The organism is Rhodococcus maanshanensis NBRC 100610 (assembly GCF_001894865.1).
Classification (GTDB): Bacteria; Actinomycetota; Actinomycetes; order Mycobacteriales; family Mycobacteriaceae; genus Rhodococcus_G; species Rhodococcus_G maanshanensis.
Genome location: NZ_BCXA01000035.1, coordinates 52,885 through 70,358, shown reverse-complemented (window position 1 = coordinate 70,358; position 17,474 = coordinate 52,885). Strand labels below are relative to the sequence as shown.

Sequence of the window (17,474 nt, the reverse complement as noted above, 5' to 3'; positions counted from 1 at the left end):
GGCCTTCCGAGGTAGTGGACGTTATGTGCGTCAACAACAGCCTAAGGGGTGTTGTTCCCGCTGTTCGTGGGTACGCCGCGGGCGGCGGCACGCTCGACGTACGGCGCGATCAGTTCCTCCGTGCGCTGATGGACGGCCGCCACGTCGGCGCCCTTCTCCAGCTGACGGGTCGCGGCGTGCACCACAGCGTTGATCAGGTCCGCTGTGGCGGCCGGGTCCTGCGCACCGAGTTCGGCGAGGGCGGCGGCGAGCGGGGCGATCAGCTGCCGGTGCATCGCGGCGCTGGACTCCGCGATCACCTCGCGGGGCGCGATCGAGGCGATGGCGGCGGCGATGGCGTGCTCGCCGTCTGCGACCAGGTCGAGGTTCGCGCGCACGTAGGCGAGCACCCGTCGGTCCGGGGGACCCGCCTCGGCCATCGCCGCCTCCACCCGCTCCGACCAGCGCGGGAAGGCGTCCTCGATCAGGGCGGTGAGCAGGTGCTGTCGGGACCGGAAGTACTGGTACATGCTCGAGCGGGCCAGCCCGGCCCTGGCCGCGACCTCGGCAAACCCGGGGATCTCGGTGGCTCCCTCGGCGAGCACGGCCCTGGCGGCGTCGAGCAGCGCACGCTCCTGGGCCTCGCGGTGTTCGGCGACGGTGGGCGCGGTGATCCGGGGCAACGGGTCTCCCTTCGCCCTGTGCGTCCGCTGCTGCGGGCCGTACATCAGCCGGTCACGATCTACGCCGGACATCGTAATCGTGCCGTCCAGGAGGCATGCGTCGACCGGCGACCCGGCCTCGCGCCGTCGCCTCCGTGCCCGCGCCCGCCCGCGGGCGTCGCGCCGATTTCCACCCTGTGACCTCTGTACAGGAGGCCCTGGTCGGGGGCATCCTGATCGTGAAGCCCGCTCGTAGGGTCACCGGAGGTCCGTCATTCCTTTCCACACCGCAGCTCGCGCAGTGCTCGTCTCCATCGCCGCGATCGTTCTCACCGTCGCCGGCGGCGCCGGGGCGGAGGCGGCCGTGTCCGGCACGGACCAGGCCACGGCGACGCCCGCCCCCACCACGAGCGAGCGGTCGCAAGGGACCGCCACTCGCTACGTCAGCAACCCCCCGAGCAACCCAAGCGATCAGGCCTACTGCAACCTGCAGGCCGACCGGGCGAACTCCATGGCCGCCAGCGATCCGACGAGTGCGAGGTGGATCGTCGAGTCGGCCAACTCCAACGGTTGCAAGATCGTCGAGGCCTGACGGCCCGCTCAACCGATCAGCTGCTGCGCCTCGCGCACGACGCAGCGGGTTCCCGTGTAGATGGTCGGCATGCATTTGTTGCAGTGGATGCAGTGGCCCTCGGTGGCACTCTCGTCGCGAAACCTGTTGACCAGATCGGGTTCTCGTAGCAACGCCCGTGCCATCGCGACGAATTCGAAGCCCTCGTCGAGGGCGCCGACGATGGTGTCCATCCGGTTGATGCCCCCGAGCAAGATCAACGGCATCGACAGGATCTCGCGGAACTGCCGGGCGAACGGGAGGAAGAAGGCCTCCTCGAACGGGTAGGTCGGGAACAGGTGCGGCCCGTACACCCTGAGCCCGAGCCCGACCAGCTTCGGTTGCGACGCAACGAATTCCGCCATCGGAACCTCGCCGCGAAAGAAGTACATGCCGTTGAGTAGGGAGCTGCCGCCGGTCAGCTGCAACGCGTCGAGGTGCCCGTCGGACTCGAGCAGCTTCGCGATCTGCATGCTCTGGTCGAGCCACAGCCCCTTCGGTACCCCGTCGGACATGTTGAACTTCGCGGTCACCGCGACCTTGTCCCCCGCGGCCGCCCGGACGCGTTCGAGCACCTCGCGCGGGAACCTGGCGCGGTTCGCGACGCTGCCCCCGTAGCCGTCCTTGCGCTTGTTCAGGTTGGGGCTCATGAAGGAGCTCAGCAGATAGTTGTGACCGAGGTGTACCTCGATGGCGTCGAACCCTGCCTCGACCGCGACCCTCGCCGAGCGCTCGAAGTCCGCGGTCACCGCCGCCAGCTGGTCCGGCGTCGCGCCCCGCACCAGACCCATTGCGGGAGCACTGATCCGGGTGGACGGAGCGAGGGTGGGGGTCTTGTTCGACAGCGTGTTGGCGACCAGGCCGGCGTGGCCGATCTGTGCGGCGGCCAACGCGCCCTCGGCGTGCACGGCGTCGGTGAGCCGGGTCAGACCCGGCACGCTCGACTGGTCGAGGACCAGCGTGTTGCGGTGGACTCGGCCGCCCTCGGACACCGCGCAGTACGCCACCGTGGTGAGCGCCGCTCCCCCGGCGGCCACCGCTCGGTGGAACTCGATGAGCTCGTCGGAGACCGCCCCACGCGGCATCACGCCCTCGAAGGTGGCGGCCTTGATGATCCGGTTGCGCAGCGTGAGCGGACCGAGCCGGGCGGGCTCGAAGACGCGCGTCGCGCCGGACGTCTCGTTCGGGGAGGTCATGTCGAATCCTTGGGTCGCGGAATTACGATGCCACCGGCCTCGTAATAGGACACGGTATAGCCCCGAGGCCGGAGATGGAAGAGAATTCGGGGCAATGACTAAAACCGGATCGGGTCGGCCGCGGGACCCACAGATCGATGCGGAGGTGCTCGCGGCCGCCCGCGAGCTGCTGGTCGACGTCGGATTCGACCAGCTCAGCATGCGGGCGATCGCCGCACGGGCCGGGGTGAGCCGGGCGGCGATCGACCGTCGCTGGGACTCGAAGGCGCAACTCGTGCTCGACGCGGTGCTCGGTGTGACCCCGGACCTGACGCCCTTCGCCGGCGCCGATCGGGAGGGCTGGATCAGGTGGGTGGTCACCGGGAGTTCGGAGTTGTTCCGCAGGCCCGAGGTGCGGGAGGCGGTGCCGGGCCTGCTCGCCACGCTGCGCGATCAGGAGGATCTGCGCAACACGCTGTGGCGGGGCTTCAGCGGCCCCAGCAGCGCGCTGTACGCGGAGTCCTCCGGTCTTGACGATCAGCTGGATGCGCGCGCCCTCCTGGTCCTCGGGGCAGGGGCAGCGCTGTTCCTGTCGCTGATCGCGGTCGAGGAGGACACCCCCGAGATGCGGGAGCGGGTGTTGGAGATCCTGCTGCCGGTCGCGCGGGGCCAGCGGGGGTGATCGGTCCGTCTCTCAGCCGATGTCGCTGCGCGCCAGGGTTTCCGGGCGCGAGTCGGTGCAGCCCGTACCGACCACCAGTGCGGTGATCTGGGGTGGTCGCGGACCAGCGAACAACATCAGGACGCCGCGGATACCCCGGATCCGCACCGGGCCGGACCCGAGCAGCGGGGTGGCCGGATCGACCCCGTTGGCGCGCAGGCAACCGGCGAGCGCGTCCGGGGCTGACAACGGGCCGAGTGAGGACCGTCCCATCATGGTGAGGGCGGCGCCGGGGGTCAGATCCGCGCCCAGGTCCGGGTCGTCGACGCCGGGCATCAGCGGCTGGGCCACGGTCGGTGCTGGTGTTTCGGGTTCGTCTCCGAACACTTCGGTCCCGAGGGCGATACCCCCGGCCAGCAGCACGATCGCGGCGGCCGCGGCGGCGGGGATCCACGCTCGCCTGCGTCGGGGGTGGTCGGCGAGGGCCGCAACGGGGACCGTGTCGACCGGGGTCGGTGCGCCCTCGGCTGCCAACGCCGCGTGAATTCGGTCGAGAACCTCCGGGGGCGCCGGGGGTGCGGGGGTGTCGTCCGCGCGGAGCCCGGCGAGCCGGGTGCTGACCGAGTCGAGCGCGGCGAGGACCTGTCGTGCCTGCGGGTCGCTCTCCACCGCGGCGCCGAGGCGCGCCTCGAACGGGGGGTCGAACAGCCCTGCGTGCAGGTCGGCGATCAGTTCGGGGTCGAATGGGGGCTGCAGGAGCGCGTCATCACCCTGACCGACCATGTCACCTCCCTGCTGAGTCCTCGACTTACGGGCACGTCATTATGATTAGACCCCTCAAGGATGGATTTGGTTCCGCTCATTCTGCAAATATTTCAACTGCTGGGCCAGCTTCAGCCGTGCCCGCGCACAGCGGCTCTTGACGGTGCCCTCCGGAATCCCGAGTAGCGCCGCCGCTTCCGTGACCGAGTACCCCTCCAGGTCGACCGCCACGACGGCGGCCCGCTGCTCGGGCGACAGGGTGAACAGGGCGGCGTCGATGGCCATCGACGTCTCGCAGTCGTCCATCGGGTCGCGGGGCCGCACCGGTTCCTGGTGGTCGTCCTCGAGCGGCACGGTCGGTCGCGCCCGGTTGCGGCGGATCCGATCGAGACACGCATTCACCACGATCCGGTGCAGCCAGCTGCGCACGGCGGCATCCGCCCGGAACGACGCCGCCGTCCGGTGGGCGGACAGCAGCGCCTCCTGGAGCGCGTCAGCCGCGTCCTCCGGCGTGTAGCTGGTCCGTTTCGCCGTCTGCCATAAATGGTCCTGATGTCTGCTCAACAACTCCGCAAACGCGCGTGCGTCCCCCGACGCGTGCGCTGCCAGGAGCTCGGCATCAGACATGCCAGCCCCGGCGACCCCCCTATAGATTCGCACGAGAAATGCTAACCGACCGTAAGGTCTGGAGTCACTCCGAGGGCTGAACCGGCGTTCAGGGTGCCTTCGTGAAGCCGATCTCCGCGAGCGAGGACTGGTTCTTTCCGCCCTCGCTGGCCAGCTTGGTGATCCACACCAGGACCTTGCCCGTCTTGCCCTCGCCGGTCACCGGAATCTTGGTGACGCCCTTTCCGAGGACCGCCGAACCGATCACCTGGGTCTGGTCCAGTGTGGGGTTCGCCGTTGCGGCGGTGCGGATCTCGACGGCGGTGCCCGCGCTCGGCGAGTTGATCGAGACCTCGCGCAGCGTGCTCGGCTCGGCCAGGTCGACCATCAGGCCGACCCCGTTCTTGAACGTCGGGAACTGGTCGAAGTAGCCGTCCGTGGTCCACGCGGTGGCCGGGTTGCCGTCGATCGCCTGCCGCGCGGTGGCCGGGTTGTCCGGAGAGCCCTGCGGCGAGTACACGGCGGCGCCCGTGGGAAGCACCGCCGCCCCCGCGGCGGCGGGCCCTGGCTCGGCGGGCGCCGACACGGAGGCCTCGGACGGGGCGGTCGTGAGGCCGAAGTTCTGGTCCGTCAGCGGTTCGCTGGAGCCGCCACCCGCCAGGAAATTGGCCAGCCACCAGCCGACCAGCGCCAACACGACGACGGTGAGGACACCGAGCGCGGACAGCGCGATGATCATCTTGTTGTCCTTGGCCCGCTTCGCCTCGGCCTCCTCGGGATCGAGGATGGCGCGGCTGGTCGCCCCCGCGGGGCGCTGGCCGAGTCGCAGTGCGGGCATGAGATCGGTCTTCTGGTCCACCACGGACGCCTGGTCCAGCACGTGCTGGACGGTCGCGGCCGTGCGGATCCCGCCGCCCTGCTCGAGCGCCCTGACGGCGACAGCGGAGATCTCGAACGGGACCTCGGGCCGCAGGCGCCGCGGCTCGACCGGCACTCCGTCGTCGCCGCGGTCAGCCAGCCGCATCCCGCCGACCGTGCCGGCCGCGTGCGGCGTGCGCGGGTCGGCGCCCGCCTGCGGGGCAGGAGCGGGGGCACCGGACTCGGGCGCCGGTGCCGGCTCGCCGAGCGGCCACCGCGCCGTGATCAACGCGTACAGCATGGCGCCGAGTCCGCGCACGTCCGAGCTGGAATCGGCGTCGGCAAGGGTGGCGGGGAAGGCCAGTACAGCGTCGCCACCAACGGAGATCCGGATCCGGTCCGGATGGTCGATCGACAGCGATCCGCCGCCGCGGTGGGCGGCCTCCGCAGCCGAGGCGAGCGCGCGGATCGCCCTGGCCGCGCCGATCGGAGACGGTTCGGTCTCGGCCATCTCGCGCAGCGACCGTCCCGGCGTCCACTCGGCGACGACGATGCCGCCCGAGCTGCCGCGAACCACGTCGAGGACCCGGGCCAGGCCGGGCGAGTTGATCCGACCGAGCCGCAGGGTGCGCGACAGGACCGCCTGCGGTCCCTCCGACTCGGGCGTTGTCGAGCTCGCGCGCTGGTCGGCGTCGACGAAGGTCAGCGCGACCTCGCGATCGAGCTTGATGTCGTGGGCCTGCCAGAACTTGAGTCCGCGGGCACCACCGTGCGGGGCGAGGAGGCGGTAGCGCCCGCCCGCCACCGAGGCACCGGGGATCAGCTTCGGGCCGCGCGTCGGCTTCGCTGTCGAGGTGGAGTCGCCCACCCGCAGCGGGGGCAACGTCGGCGAACCGATCGGGATGACACCGGTGTCGACGGTCAGGTCGCGCTCGGGGCGCGTCACCGGCTTGTCGGCCTTGGCAGGAGCCTTGGCCCCATCGCCGTCCGGGGTCACCGTGGTGGGCCCGTCGTCCGTTGCCTCGATCTTTCGCGGGGCCGATTCGGGCACGGACGCCTTAACAGCGGACACGCCGGACTGGCCGTCGGCAACGTTCTCGTCGCTCACCCTCACTCCTTCGCGCATAAGTGCCGAAATCTCTCCTGTTGAGAACTGGTCCCCAGACCGCCGAGCATCAGCGTACGGGAGTGGTATCCCACCGCTGAGGGGTATCTGAGCACCATCGATGGCGGGGATCAACTCAGTCTCCGCCTCATAGAGTGACACGACCGTCGGCGTGTCAACGCGCGATTCCTGCGTAGACCGACCGAGAAGTCTGTTCACCACGCGCCCCACGGCCACCGTGCCCGCCACCACCTCGGGCACCCGGGCGATGCGCAGCAGCCCGAATGTCAGCCCGAGCATGATGACCGCGCCGATACCGACCTGGACGAAGGCACCTGGCCCGCCGAACCGGTCGCCGAGACGATCGAGACGCAGCAACTCCTCGGCCGTCAGCATCGTGATCCCGCCCGCGACCGAGGCGACGACGACAAGGAATGCGGTCTTGCCGACGTTCGCCATCCGCAGGTTACCGAGGCTCCGCCGGAGCAGGTACCCGCCGATCAGCGCGCCGACGGTGAAACCGAGACCGTTCGCGACACCGAGCAGGCTGACGACCTGCTCGTCACTGGAGGCCACCATCGGCGCCAGCATCGAGAGCCCGACCTTCACCCCGGTGATGCCGAGGATGATCCAGGTCGGTGTCCAGGCCTGCTCGCGGGCGTAGAAGACCCGCAGGTGGATGAGCACGAGGGCGTACGGGATCAGGGTGAACGCGGACCAGCTGACGGCATGTCCGAGCCGCTCGGCGTCGGCGGAACCGAAGTTGCCGTAGCCGAACAGGGCGTGGCCGACCTGCGGGCCCGCGAACGTGAGGAACACCACCACCGGCACCAGCGACACCATCGTCAACCGGGTCGAGACGGACAGGTCGTCGACGACCGCCGGGGTGTCCTCCGCTGCCGCGTTGCGACTGAGCCGCGGCATGATCGCGGTGAGCACCGTCACGCCGAGGATGCCGTACGGCAGCTGCAGCAGCAGCCAGGCCTGCTGGTAGATCACAGGGCCCGCCGCGTCCGCCGCGGCGGCGATGCGGGTGCCGATGCTGAAGCCGATCTGACTGATCAGGACGTACAGGACGATGGCGACGCCCATCCCGGCGAACATCTTCAGCCGGGCATCGATGCCCCACAGCGGCTTGAGACTGATGCCCTCGCGCCGGATCGCGGGCAGGAGGGTGGCGGCCTGGGTCACGACGCCGAGCGTCACGCCGAGGCCGAGCAGCAGCACCCGCCCTGTCGTCATCTCGTCGGAACCGCGGGTGACCAGCCAGAAGACCGCGAGCACGCCCAGCACCACGAGGTTGTTGAGCACCGGCGCCCACGCGCCGGGCTTGAACACACCCCTCGTGTTGAGCAGCGCGGTCAGCAGGGCCGACAGGCCGTAGAAGAGGATCGCGGGCAGCAACAGGTAGGCGAACGAGGTGGACAGTTCGGCGTCGACCTTGCCGTCCTCCGGGAGGAAGATCCGGGTCAGCAGCGGGGCCGCGGCGACCGCGACCACCGCGGCGACGCCGAGGATCAGGCAGGTGATGGTGAACAGCCTGCGCACGAATGCCGCGCCGCCGTCGTCGTCTTCCTTCTCGGCCCGCACCAGCACCGGCACCACGATCGCGGTCAGCACCGCGCCGAGGACCAGTTCCGAGATCATGGTCGGCAGCTGGCTGGCCACGGTGAACGAGCTGGCGGTTGCGGCACCGAGCACGGTCAGCAGCAGCACCTGCTTGAGGAAGCCGGTGATCCGGCTGACCAGGGTGGCCACCGCGATGGAGCCGGTGGACGCGAGGAGGCGGGAGTTCGAGCTCTGCGTCTCCTGCGTCTCCTGCGTCTCCTGTTCGGGAGTCGGCTCGGGATCGGGCGCGGGAGCCGCGGGCCTGTTGACCGCCGGGCTCGGCGCGGGCTGCGGGGGCTGTCCCGCGCGCTGGTGCGGGGGCGGCGGCAGGTAGCGCTGCGGGGCGGCGCGCGGCGGCGCGGGCTGAGGTCGGTAGGTCTGGGGCTGGGCGGGGCGGAACGGGCGCGGCTGCTCCGGCGGTAACGGCGGCTGCGACCACGGCTGGCCGGGCCGCGGCGGCATGCGCCCCGCCTGGTCCGACGGCGGAACCGGCCGCGGGTCGGCGGGTCGGTGCGGCGTCGGGTTGGCCCGTTCCCACGGGGCGGGCGGAGCCGGTTCGGGATTGTGAGGTCCCGGAGGCTGGGGTCCCTGCGCGGGCTCCGCGCCCGGGTACTGGGGTCGCTGCGCGGGCTCCGCGCCCGGGTGCCGGGGTTGCTGTGGGGGCTCCGCGCCCGGATTCTGGGGTCGCCCGCTTGGGTCCGCTCCCGTGCCCGGTGGGCGACGCGTGCTCCCCGTCATCGAGCTTCGTACCCTTCATCCGCTGGGTCTGGCTGACCCCGGAACCGGTGCCACAGGCGCCGTCCCGCAAGTAGCAAGAGTAGTGCGCCCGCGCAGGCGGTGATGATCGCGAGCGCCTTGCCGTACGTGTTCGTCCGGATCGACACCGAGGTGGGCTCGCCGAGTTCGCGGCCGTTCGTGGTGGTCAGCGCGACATCGACCACCAGCTTGCCTGCGTTCTCGACGGTCGCGGGCACCTGCAGCGTCCGGCTGCCCCGCGGGGGCAGCTGCTGATCGCCGATGTCGGTGATCGTCATCTCGGGCGGTGCCGAGATCTGGAGCCGCACGTTGATCCCGACCGGCAGGTCGTTGCGCGCGACGAGCAGCAGCGGGCTCTGCTCCGAGGCGAGGGTGTAGGCGCCGCCGGGCGGGAGCACGGTCACCGACGCGTAGATCTCGGTCAGCGCCTCCTCGACGTCGCTGACCCGGGTCTCGGCGGCGGCCGTCGCGGCGCCCCTGTCCCGGTCGCGCCTGCCGGAGGTGCTCAGCGCCCGCAGCAGGTCCTCGCTCAGCGGCGCGGTGTAGGCGCGCGGGGTCAGCGCCGACTGCGGATCGTTCACCAGCGTCTCGGTGAGCGCATTGATCTCGGGGGCGACCGTGGCGGCGCCGGTCTGTACCCGCTCGGGGGCGCCGTCCTTCGCGGCCTGCGCCGGATAGTCGAGATCGACAGGAGGCTGGGCGGTGGGTCGATCGAGCAGGTCGGCGAGCGGGCGCGGGCCGGCCAGCCCCGACCGCATCAGCGTCGACACCGCCCCGAGCACGGCACGGGCCTCGTCACCGTCCACCGACCAGTCCTGCGGTGGTACCACGAGCAGGCCGTGGTCCTGGTTCGCGGCGGCGTTCTGGGGCGGCGTGAGTGCGGGCCATGCGATCGCGCCGAGTGCGTCCTGGAGTCGCGCGGTCCGCGAGTCCTCGGACAGGTCGTATCGAACGTCCGACGGGGTGTAAGTGGGGGTCTGGGGGGTGGCGCCGACGGCGGCGAGCGCGGTGGCCGCGGGCACGTCGAACAGCGCAGCGGACAGCGGTCGATCGACGGTCGTCCCCGCCAACGGCACGGTCGACCGCGTGGTCTCCTCGGCCACCGCGTTGTCGGCCAGCAGCGCGGTCGGGCCGAGCCCCCGAAGGCCCGCCGCCTCGGGGTTGAGCACGCCCGCGTCCGGCCAGGTCAGGCCGCGGCGCGAGGTTATCCCCAACACGCCGTCGACGATCCCCGCCGGGGCCGAGAGGGCCCGCTCCACCAGGGTCGGGTCGTCGACCCTCTGCAACGCCGCGAGATCGACCTGCGCGAACGGAACGGCGGTCGTGCACATGCGGGAGGTCAGCGACCGCATCCGCTCGAGCCACTCGGTGGCCGCGGTCTGTCCGGTCCCCTCGTGTGCCGGGCCTGTCGGATCCGAGGGATCGTCGACCACCAGGTATCCCCTGGTCATGTTGCTCACGGTGATCAGCAGATCCGGGTCGACGGCCAGGCACATGCTGTCGCGCAGCTTGTGGTCGCGGTCGAGGCTGTCGCCGGTGGCGAACTCGACGGCGGCGAGCAGCTGCTCGAGCCGGCCCCCGTCCGCCACCGAGTCCGCCAGCTCGTCGTCGACGAGTCGCACCTTCTCGTCCGAGGACCCCGGGATGCCGGACGCGAGCCGGGGCTTGTCGGCGAACGGCCACATCAGGGTGACGGCGAGCGGGTCCGTGATGCTCGGCGGAACCGCCGCCCCTTCGGGGCGATCGGCGCCGCGGATGCTGGGGTCGCGCGGGAGCCCGAGCACCGGCAGCAGGAACCGGGCGTCGTCGAGCCGGGCCTGGCCGCCGTACTCGGGTGTGCCGTTGACGTTGACCAGCAGCGGGTACACCCCTGGCGCCGTGATGCCGAGCGACACCGAGGAGGCCGACCGCAGCGGCATCGCCAGGGTGAACCGGCTGGACTGCCCCACCTGCAGCTTCTCGGTGACGGTGGTGAACTCCCCGACCGTGTCGTAGGCGTCCTGGTCGGCGGTGAGCATGGACCTGAGCTGCTCGGACTCGGAGATGGCCGGTCCACTCTGGAGCCGGACCTTCACGTCGTGGACGACCCGGTCGCCGACGTTGCGGACGGACCCGGTGACCGTGACGAACGGTTCGCTCGAGGTGGTGACGGCGGTCGGGGTCACCTTGTCGATCGTCAGGCTCACGAACTCACGCTCGTCGGTGTTCGCCCGCAGACCCGAGGAGGTCGGGTTCATGGCCGCGGCCACCGCGCCGACGGTGTCGGGTGCCGCGGGATCCGCTCCGGCCACCGCGGCACCCATCGGGGCGGCGGCCAACGCCAAGGCGGACAGGGTCGTCACAGCTAAGCGACGCAGGGTGGCCCTCATCCGTTCTCTCGGGTCGCTTCACTGGGGGCGGACGCCATCTGGTCGATCAGCTCTCCCGCGACTCCGGCGAGTCGGCGCTCGTCTGCATAGGCAAGCCGGGACTCCAACTCGGCCAACGGAACCCACGCCACCTCGGTCACCTCGACGTCGGCGTCGGAGAGCTCGCCGCCCTGGAACCGGAGCAGGTAGTGGTGCACGGTCTTGTGGACACGCCTGCCCTCGGTGACGAACCAGTAGTCGATGCTGCCGAGTTCGGCGAGCACCGTGCCCTGGATGCCGGTCTCCTCGGCCACCTCACGCATCGCCGTCTGCTCGGCGGTCTCGCCCTGCTCGATGTGGCCCTTGGGCAGCGACCAGAGCAGCCGTCCCCGCCGGTCGGTCCGACCGATCAGCGCGGCGCACTGCTTGTCGCGGGGGCCGTCGAGGCCGTCGACGACGAGTCCGCCTGCCGACGTTTCGCGGACCGTACGCATGCGCGTGTTCGCGCGGTCGCCGTGCCCGCTTCGTCGCCGCGGGTTGCGGCGACTGCGATTCGCACGTTCGGCAGCAGACACCCAATCAATACTAGTTGCCCAGCGGGACCTGCCCCGAATCCCACACCGGCCGAGCGGCAACCCGTCCCCTGCGCGTCGGTAAGCTGCGTACTCGTGGTTTCCCCTACTCCCGACGCCGATCGACGCGCCCGACTGCTCACGGCTGCCGACGCGACCCTGCGGGGTCTCGCGGATGTGCTGACCCCGCTCGGCGCGCGGTTCGCCGCCGCCGGGCACGAGCTGTACCTGGTGGGTGGCAGCGTGCGGGACGCGGTGCTCGGCCGGCTGGGCACCGACCTGGACTTCACCACCGACGCGCGGCCGGAGCAGGTGCAGGCGATCCTCAAGGGCTGGGCCGACAACCAGTGGGACACCGGCATCGCCTTCGGGACGATCAGTGCCGCCAAGGGCGACCAGCAGATCGAGATCACCACCTTCCGCACCGACGCCTACGACGGGGTCACCAGGAATCCGGAGGTCGTGTACGGCACCAGCCTCGAGGAGGACCTGGTCCGCCGCGACTTCACCGTCAACGCGATGGCGGTCCGCATCGGCGCGGACGGCTCGCAGGAGTTCACCGATCCGCTCGGTGGCATGGACGCACTGCTCGGCGGGGTGCTCGACACCCCAGCCGCGCCGGAGATCTCGTTCAACGACGACCCGCTCCGCATGCTGCGGGCCGCCCGGTTCGTCTCCCAGCTCGGCTTCGCCCTCGCCCCCCGGGTGCATCAGGCGATCGTCGAGATGGCCGGACAGATCGACCGGATCACGGCCGAGCGGGTGCGCGCCGAGCTCGACAAGCTGATCCTGGGCGAGTACCCGATCGACGGCATCAACGTGATGTGCGAGACGGGACTGGCGGCCCGGGTAATCCCCGAGATCCCGAAGATGAAGCTGGAGATCGACGAGCACCACCAGCACAAGGACGTCTACCAGCATTCGCTGACCGTGCTGCAGCAGGCGATCGACCTCGAGGAGGGCGACCCGGACCTGGTGCTGCGCTGGGCCGCGCTGCTGCACGACATCGGCAAGCCGGACACCAAGCGCAACGAGCCCGCGGGCGGGGTCAGCTTCCACCACCACGAGGTGGTCGGGGCGAAGATGGTGCGCAAGCGGATGCGAGCGCTCAAGTACTCCAAGCAGATGATCGACGATGTCGGCCAGCTGGTGTTCCTGCACCTGCGCTTCCACGGCTACGGCGAGGGGCAGTGGACCGATTCCGCGGTCCGTCGCTACGTCACCGACGCCGGTGAACTGTTGCCGCGCCTGCACAAGCTCGTCCGCGCGGACTGCACCACCAGGAACAAGCGCCGGGCGGCGAAGCTGCAGGCCACCTACGACGACCTCGAGCAGCGGATCGCGCGGATCGCCGAGCAGGAGGACCTCGGCCGGGTCCGGCCCGACCTCGACGGCAACGCGATCATGAAGCTGCTCGGCATCCCCGCCGGGCCCGAGGTCGGCAAGGCATGGACCTTCCTGAAGGAACTGCGGCTTGACCGCGGCCCGCTCAGCCCGGAAGAGGCCGAGGCCGAGCTGCTCGCGTGGTGGGCACAGCAGAAGTAGCCGCTACCCGATCAGCCGGAGCAGCTGCGTCAGATCGAACGAGCTGCTCAGCGTGGGGATCTCGAGGGTGAAGCGGACGACGTGGCCGTCGCGGGTTGCGCGGACGTTCCTGGCGTCGTTGGGCAGCGGCGGCAATGGGATGACCGGCGCGGGCAGGTAGCGTCCGGGCACAGGGAGCCCCCGCCAGCGGGCCCGGATCACCTCGATGCGCAGCACGTCGTCGGCAACCGAGGCATCGACGACGGCGGTCAGTCGGCGGTGCCGGTGCTCGGCGCGGATCAGGCCGGATTCCTCGGCGCGCAGCGTCCAGTCGAGGCCCCGGCTGTTGACCTGCGCCAACAGCGCCGACAGCGCGATGCGGCCCTCGAGATCGATCCGGGCGGTCCGGACCCGGGTCGGCGCGCCGGGCACCAGCCGAACCCCGTTGGCGACGGCCGTCACCTCCTCGAGGGTGTGCCCGCCCCAGTCGATGCCCGTGAGCCGTGCCCGCGACTCGAAATGGGCCCCCTGACGTCGCACGCGAAACGAACCGAGCCGGGCCGTGACCGGCACGCCCTGCAGGGTGACGGTGACCTCCCGCCCGACGTACCGCCGCGCGATACCGAGGCTGAGCGCGGTCATCACGCTGTCGGGGACCAGCGCCGTCATCGTGCCCGCGCCGAGCGTCGCCACCGGGTCCACCCAGGAGGTGGTGATCGACGACAACGACCATCCGGTGCCCATGATTGGCAACGATAGGCCTCAGCGCAGCGTCGCGCGCATGAGATAGACGTTGTAGCTGTCCCACTCGGAGATGGTGAAGTACACCTCGTCGGCGGTGGACCACGGATGCAGGAAGCCGCCGTACAGCTTCGGGTAGTCGGCGCTGCGGACCATCGGGATGCCGGCGGACCACGTGCCCTGCGGGCTGTTCGCCTGGCGCAGCACGATGGTCCCGGCCGGTGCGTCCAGGTAGCTCATCTGCCACAGGCCGCGGGACTCGTCGTAGCGCACCGACAGCTCCGCGGCCACACCGTTGAGGACCGGGGTCGGCGAGTGCTCGCCGACCGGGGTCCAGGTCCCGTCGACCCAGTACTGGTAGGCCGACTTGTTGAGCACCTGGTCCCTTGCCACCCGCGCGAGCGCGATGGTGCCGAGCCGTCCGTTCGGGGTGCCGAACATGTAGACGTGGTCGCCGGCAGGGACCATGCTCGCGACCTGGAACTGGTTCATCCCGAAGATGTTCTCCCACTTGGCATACGGATCCTTGGTCCAGGTCTGGCCGTTGTCGTCCGAGTAGGCGATGCCGCCGTGGTTGGTGTACCACATGCCGGGGACCATGCTCCAACGTCGGACCGACATGTAGCTCATGTACTGCCGGTCGCCGATCGCGAAGCCGGAGGTGGGGATCGTCGTGGTCTCCCAGTTCTTGACCTTGCGGCTGCCGAGCAGTTCGGCGGCGTGGCACCGGCTGTCCTGCACCATGGAGTCGAGGGTCAGACCGTCGGAGAGGTCGCGGTCGGTGCTGTGCCCCAGCACATTCGAGCGCCAGTCCTGACCGTTTGCGCCTGGCGGTGCCCAGCCCCGGCCGAAGGTGTCGCCGAACGCGATGGCCACCTCGCCTGGCTTGCTCTCCCACATGATGCCGAGGTCGGTTCCGTTGACCTGCCACCGCTTGTCGGTGCGGTTGATGGAACCGGGGCCGGTGAGCTGGGCCACCAGGGTCACCTCGCCGACCTTCGGCGCCGCGGCGGCGGTGTCGACCGGTCCAGGCTCGACGGGCGGCGACTGCGGGACCGGCGGCGGGGGCAGCGGCACGCCGGGACCGGGGATCGGGATGGGGATCGGCTCGGGGTCGGGGGCGATGGAGAATCGCGGTATCGAGGATCCCCACGCCCCCGAACCCGAGGACGACGAACCGGACTCGGACGACGCGGATCCGGACGAGCCCGCGGAACCGGACTCGGGTTGCTCGGGCGGGGTGTCGGTGAGGTCCGGGCAGGGATCGGCGCACGGATCCGCGGGCAGCGGGGCCTGCGGGATGCGGGTCTGATCCTGCGGCGGGTCGGGAACGGGGACCGGGACCAGTTGGGGCCAGGGCACCTTGATGTCGATGCCGGGAAGGTCCGAGGACTCGGCCTTCGCGGAGGGGTCGAAGCCGGTTTCCCCGCAGGCGTTGGTTGGCGCGGGCGCGGCCGTCGCGGGCGTCGCGCTGAGCACCGAACCGGATGCTGCGAGGAGGAGCGCGAGAAGTGGTGCGCTCAGACGATGGATCATGAAGCCCCCTTTGGCATTCCCGATCGCCCACCGCCCCCCGGGACGGCCGCCACGATCGTCGATATGAACTTAGCAGTGCGCAACGACTCCTGGAAAGATTGATTAAGTGACCACTCAATGTATTATTGGGCGTCCCGAGACGAGGAGACCGGATGCGCACAGTCGACGTCGCCGCCCGGGCGGCCAAGCGGACCGCCCTGATGGACGCCGCGGCACGGTGTTTCGCCGAGCGCGGCTACAGCGCCACCAGAACGGCGGACATCTGTTCGGGTGCGGGCATGAGTTCGGGCAATCTCTTCCACTACTTCCCCACCAAGCACGCCGTGCTGCTCGCCCTCGTCGAACGCGACGGCGAGCAGACGGGCGAGACGATGACCGATCTCGCGCAGGCCGACGATCCCCTGGCCGGGCTGCTGTCGCTCCTCGACGAGATCTGTGTGCTCGCGGGCGATCCGGTGTATTCGGGACTCGCGCTGGAGATCTCGGCCGTGGCCCATCGCGACGAGGAGGTCGCGGCCCGGTTCAAGGCGAACGACCTCACCTTCCGACGCGGGCTGGCGACGCTGGTGGAACGGGCCGGACGGGCCGGTCAGCTGTCCACGGATCTCACCCCGGAGCACGCCGCGACCTGGCTGGCCGCGCTGGTCGACGGCATGTTCGCCCGCGTGGCCGCCGACCCCGACTTCGACCCCCCGGCCCAGGCGCCGATCCTGCGCAGGATCGTCACCGAGCTCCTCGCGGGTGGTGCGGTGTGACCCTGCGGGCCGACACCGCTTCCGCGCCGGTCCCCGCCGACCGGCTCCGCAATGTCGATGCGCTGCGCGGGTTCGCGCTGCTCGGCATCCTTGCCGTCAACATCTGGGCGTTCGCCGATCCCTACTACGCGTCGCCGGAATCGAACCCGGCGTTCGATTCCGGGCTCGATCACGCCGTCCGGTTCGCGGTCTCGTTGCTCTTCGAGACCAAGTTCTACCTGCTGTTCTCGTTCCTGTTCGGCTACAGCTTCACGCTGCAGATGGCGGCGGCCGAGCGAGCAGGAACGGCCTTCATCCCGCGGATGCTGCGTAGGCAGAGCGGCCTGCTCGCTATCGGACTGGTGCACGGGGCCGTCCTCTACTATGGCGAGATCCTGTCCACCTACGCGATCCTCGGCCTGATCCTGTTGGCATGCAGGCACATCGCGCCCCGCCGGGCCGTGCAGATCGGCGTCGGACTGGTGGTCGCGGTCGGCGTGGTGTGGATGCTCCTCGGGCTGCTGACGCTCGCGGAGGGCGGGGGCGACGGCGTCGCCGCGTCGGATGCGGCGGCCAAGCTGACTGCCTTCGGCGGGGACGCGGCCTCGACCCTCGGCTTCCATTCCGGGCACCTGCCGGAAACCATCTCCGCCCTGGTGGCCCTGCAGGCTCCGAGCGCGATGGCCATGTTCTTCTTCGGATTCGCCGCGGGGCGGGTGCAGGCTTTCGCGGACCCGGCCCGCTTTCGGCCGTTGATGCGCCGGATTCTGATCTTCGGGTTGCCGGTCGGGCTGATCGGCGCGATCGTCTACGCGCTGGCCGCGGCCTACGCGCCGGGTGGCGGAGTCGAGGTCTTCGCGTTCGGGCTCGGGCAGCTGACGGCGCCGCTGCTCACCGCGGCTTACGTGGTGGCAGGGGTGATGCTGTTCCGCACGGGTCCCGGCAGGCGGATCGAGTCGGCGTTGGCCCCGATGGGCAAGATCGCGCTCACGAACTATCTGCTCCAGTCGCTGGTGCTCGGCGTGCTGTTCACCGGCTACGGGTTCGGCCTGATCGACCGGCTCCCGCCGCTCGCGGTCCTCGCCGCGGTGCCGGTGATCTTCGCGATCCAGCTCATGCTCAGCCGCTGGTGGCTGCGCGGGCACAGGTACGGTCCCGCGGAGTGGGCGCTGCGTGCGATCACCATTGCGGGCGTCCCGCCGTGGCGGCGTCATGGTGACTGACGCGTGACCGTCGC

Annotated in this window: 14 protein-coding genes; 5 read left to right on the top strand and 9 right to left on the bottom strand. The window is 70.6% G+C overall.

The genetic code is table 11. The features are described 5' to 3' along the window. Positions 1 to 41 precede the first annotated feature (41 nt). A complete protein-coding gene (locus tag RM1_RS17770; protein WP_027502180.1) occupies positions 42 to 662 on the bottom strand; it encodes a TetR/AcrR family transcriptional regulator in 621 nt (206 codons plus the stop codon). Positions 663 to 942: 280 nt separating this feature from the next. On the opposite strand from RM1_RS17770, the gene RM1_RS17765 reads away from it, so the two are divergent. Beyond that, complete coding sequence (locus RM1_RS17765) at positions 943 to 1,233, top strand: hypothetical protein (RefSeq protein WP_072753053.1); 291 nt, start codon at positions 943 to 945, stop codon at positions 1,231 to 1,233. 8 nt (positions 1,234 to 1,241) lie between these two features. On the opposite strand, the gene nox is transcribed toward RM1_RS17765, so the two are convergent. After that, complete coding sequence (gene nox, locus RM1_RS17760) at positions 1,242 to 2,447, bottom strand: 4,4'-dithiodibutanoate disulfide reductase (protein WP_072753052.1); 1,206 nt, start codon at positions 2,445 to 2,447, stop codon at positions 1,242 to 1,244. A gap of 94 nt (positions 2,448 to 2,541) precedes the next feature. Between nox and RM1_RS17755 the strand changes: the two genes are divergently transcribed. Further along, positions 2,542 to 3,108: a TetR/AcrR family transcriptional regulator gene (locus RM1_RS17755; protein WP_072753051.1), complete on the top strand. Its 567-nt coding sequence runs from the start codon at positions 2,542 to 2,544 to the stop codon at positions 3,106 to 3,108. A 12-nt stretch (positions 3,109 to 3,120) separates the two neighbouring features. On the opposite strand, the gene RM1_RS17750 is transcribed toward RM1_RS17755, so the two are convergent. The 5 genes from RM1_RS17750 to RM1_RS17730 form a co-directional block, all read right to left on the bottom strand. Beyond that, positions 3,121 to 3,870, bottom strand: a complete 750-nt coding sequence (locus RM1_RS17750) for an RsmA family anti-sigma factor (RefSeq protein ID WP_072753050.1) — start codon at positions 3,868 to 3,870, stop codon at positions 3,121 to 3,123. Between the two features lie 54 nt (positions 3,871 to 3,924). Further along, positions 3,925 to 4,509 (bottom strand): RNA polymerase sigma factor SigM, encoded by a 585-nt coding sequence (sigM, locus tag RM1_RS17745; RefSeq protein ID WP_072753049.1) that lies wholly within the window; start codon positions 4,507 to 4,509, stop codon positions 3,925 to 3,927. A gap of 55 nt (positions 4,510 to 4,564) precedes the next feature. Further along, positions 4,565 to 8,488, bottom strand: coding sequence for a murein biosynthesis integral membrane protein MurJ (locus RM1_RS17740; protein WP_083576807.1), 3,924 nt, complete (start codon positions 8,486 to 8,488; stop codon positions 4,565 to 4,567). Between the two features lie 272 nt (positions 8,489 to 8,760). Beyond that, positions 8,761 to 11,151: a glycoprotein gene (locus RM1_RS17735; protein WP_072753048.1), complete on the bottom strand. Its 2,391-nt coding sequence runs from the start codon at positions 11,149 to 11,151 to the stop codon at positions 8,761 to 8,763. Beyond that, positions 11,148 to 11,765, bottom strand: coding sequence for an NUDIX hydrolase (locus tag RM1_RS17730; protein ID WP_425528725.1), 618 nt, complete (start codon positions 11,763 to 11,765; stop codon positions 11,148 to 11,150). The genes RM1_RS17735 and RM1_RS17730 overlap by 4 nt, the downstream gene beginning before the upstream one ends. 33 nt (positions 11,766 to 11,798) lie before the next feature. On the opposite strand from RM1_RS17730, the gene RM1_RS17725 reads away from it, so the two are divergent. After that, a complete protein-coding gene (locus tag RM1_RS17725; protein ID WP_072753047.1) occupies positions 11,799 to 13,247 on the top strand; it encodes a CCA tRNA nucleotidyltransferase in 1,449 nt (482 codons plus the stop codon). Positions 13,248 to 13,250: 3 nt separating this feature from the next. Here the strand turns inward: RM1_RS17725 and RM1_RS17720 are convergent, their stop codons facing one another. Then, positions 13,251 to 13,970, bottom strand: coding sequence for a hypothetical protein (locus RM1_RS17720; RefSeq protein WP_083576806.1), 720 nt, complete (start codon positions 13,968 to 13,970; stop codon positions 13,251 to 13,253). 18 nt (positions 13,971 to 13,988) lie between these two features. Beyond that, positions 13,989 to 15,503, bottom strand: coding sequence for a glycoside hydrolase family 183 protein (locus RM1_RS17715; RefSeq protein ID WP_072753046.1), 1,515 nt, complete (start codon positions 15,501 to 15,503; stop codon positions 13,989 to 13,991). Positions 15,504 to 15,655: 152 nt separating this feature from the next. Between RM1_RS17715 and RM1_RS17710 the strand changes: the two genes are divergently transcribed. Together RM1_RS17710 and RM1_RS17705 are read left to right on the top strand one after the other, a co-directional pair. Beyond that, positions 15,656 to 16,258: a TetR/AcrR family transcriptional regulator gene (locus RM1_RS17710; protein WP_072753045.1), complete on the top strand. Its 603-nt coding sequence runs from the start codon at positions 15,656 to 15,658 to the stop codon at positions 16,256 to 16,258. Further along, the gene (locus RM1_RS17705; protein WP_218019713.1) at positions 16,255 to 17,460 is read left to right on the top strand and encodes a DUF418 domain-containing protein; all 1,206 of its coding nucleotides are present in this window, start codon (positions 16,255 to 16,257) and stop codon (positions 17,458 to 17,460) included. The genes RM1_RS17710 and RM1_RS17705 overlap by 4 nt, the downstream gene beginning before the upstream one ends. Positions 17,461 to 17,474 lie beyond the last annotated feature (14 nt).

Excerpts from the sequence above, each read along its gene's own strand:
- nox (WP_072753052.1), bottom strand. The coding sequence starts at position 2,447 with ATGACCTCCCCGAACGAGACGTCCGGCGCGACGCGCGTCTTCGAGCCC.
- RM1_RS17755 (WP_072753051.1), top strand. The coding sequence starts at position 2,542 with ATGACTAAAACCGGATCGGGTCGGCCGCGGGACCCACAGATCGATGCG.
- RM1_RS17750 (WP_072753050.1), bottom strand. The coding sequence starts at position 3,870 with ATGGTCGGTCAGGGTGATGACGCGCTCCTGCAGCCCCCATTCGACCCC.
- RM1_RS17740 (WP_083576807.1), bottom strand. The coding sequence starts at position 8,488 with ATGCCGCCGCGGCCCGGCCAGCCGTGGTCGCAGCCGCCGTTACCGCCG.
- RM1_RS17735 (WP_072753048.1), bottom strand. The coding sequence starts at position 11,151 with ATGAGGGCCACCCTGCGTCGCTTAGCTGTGACGACCCTGTCCGCCTTG.
- RM1_RS17720 (WP_083576806.1), bottom strand. The coding sequence starts at position 13,970 with ATGGGCACCGGATGGTCGTTGTCGTCGATCACCACCTCCTGGGTGGAC.
- RM1_RS17715 (WP_072753046.1), bottom strand. The coding sequence starts at position 15,503 with ATGATCCATCGTCTGAGCGCACCACTTCTCGCGCTCCTCCTCGCAGCA.
- RM1_RS17710 (WP_072753045.1), top strand. The coding sequence starts at position 15,656 with ATGCGCACAGTCGACGTCGCCGCCCGGGCGGCCAAGCGGACCGCCCTG.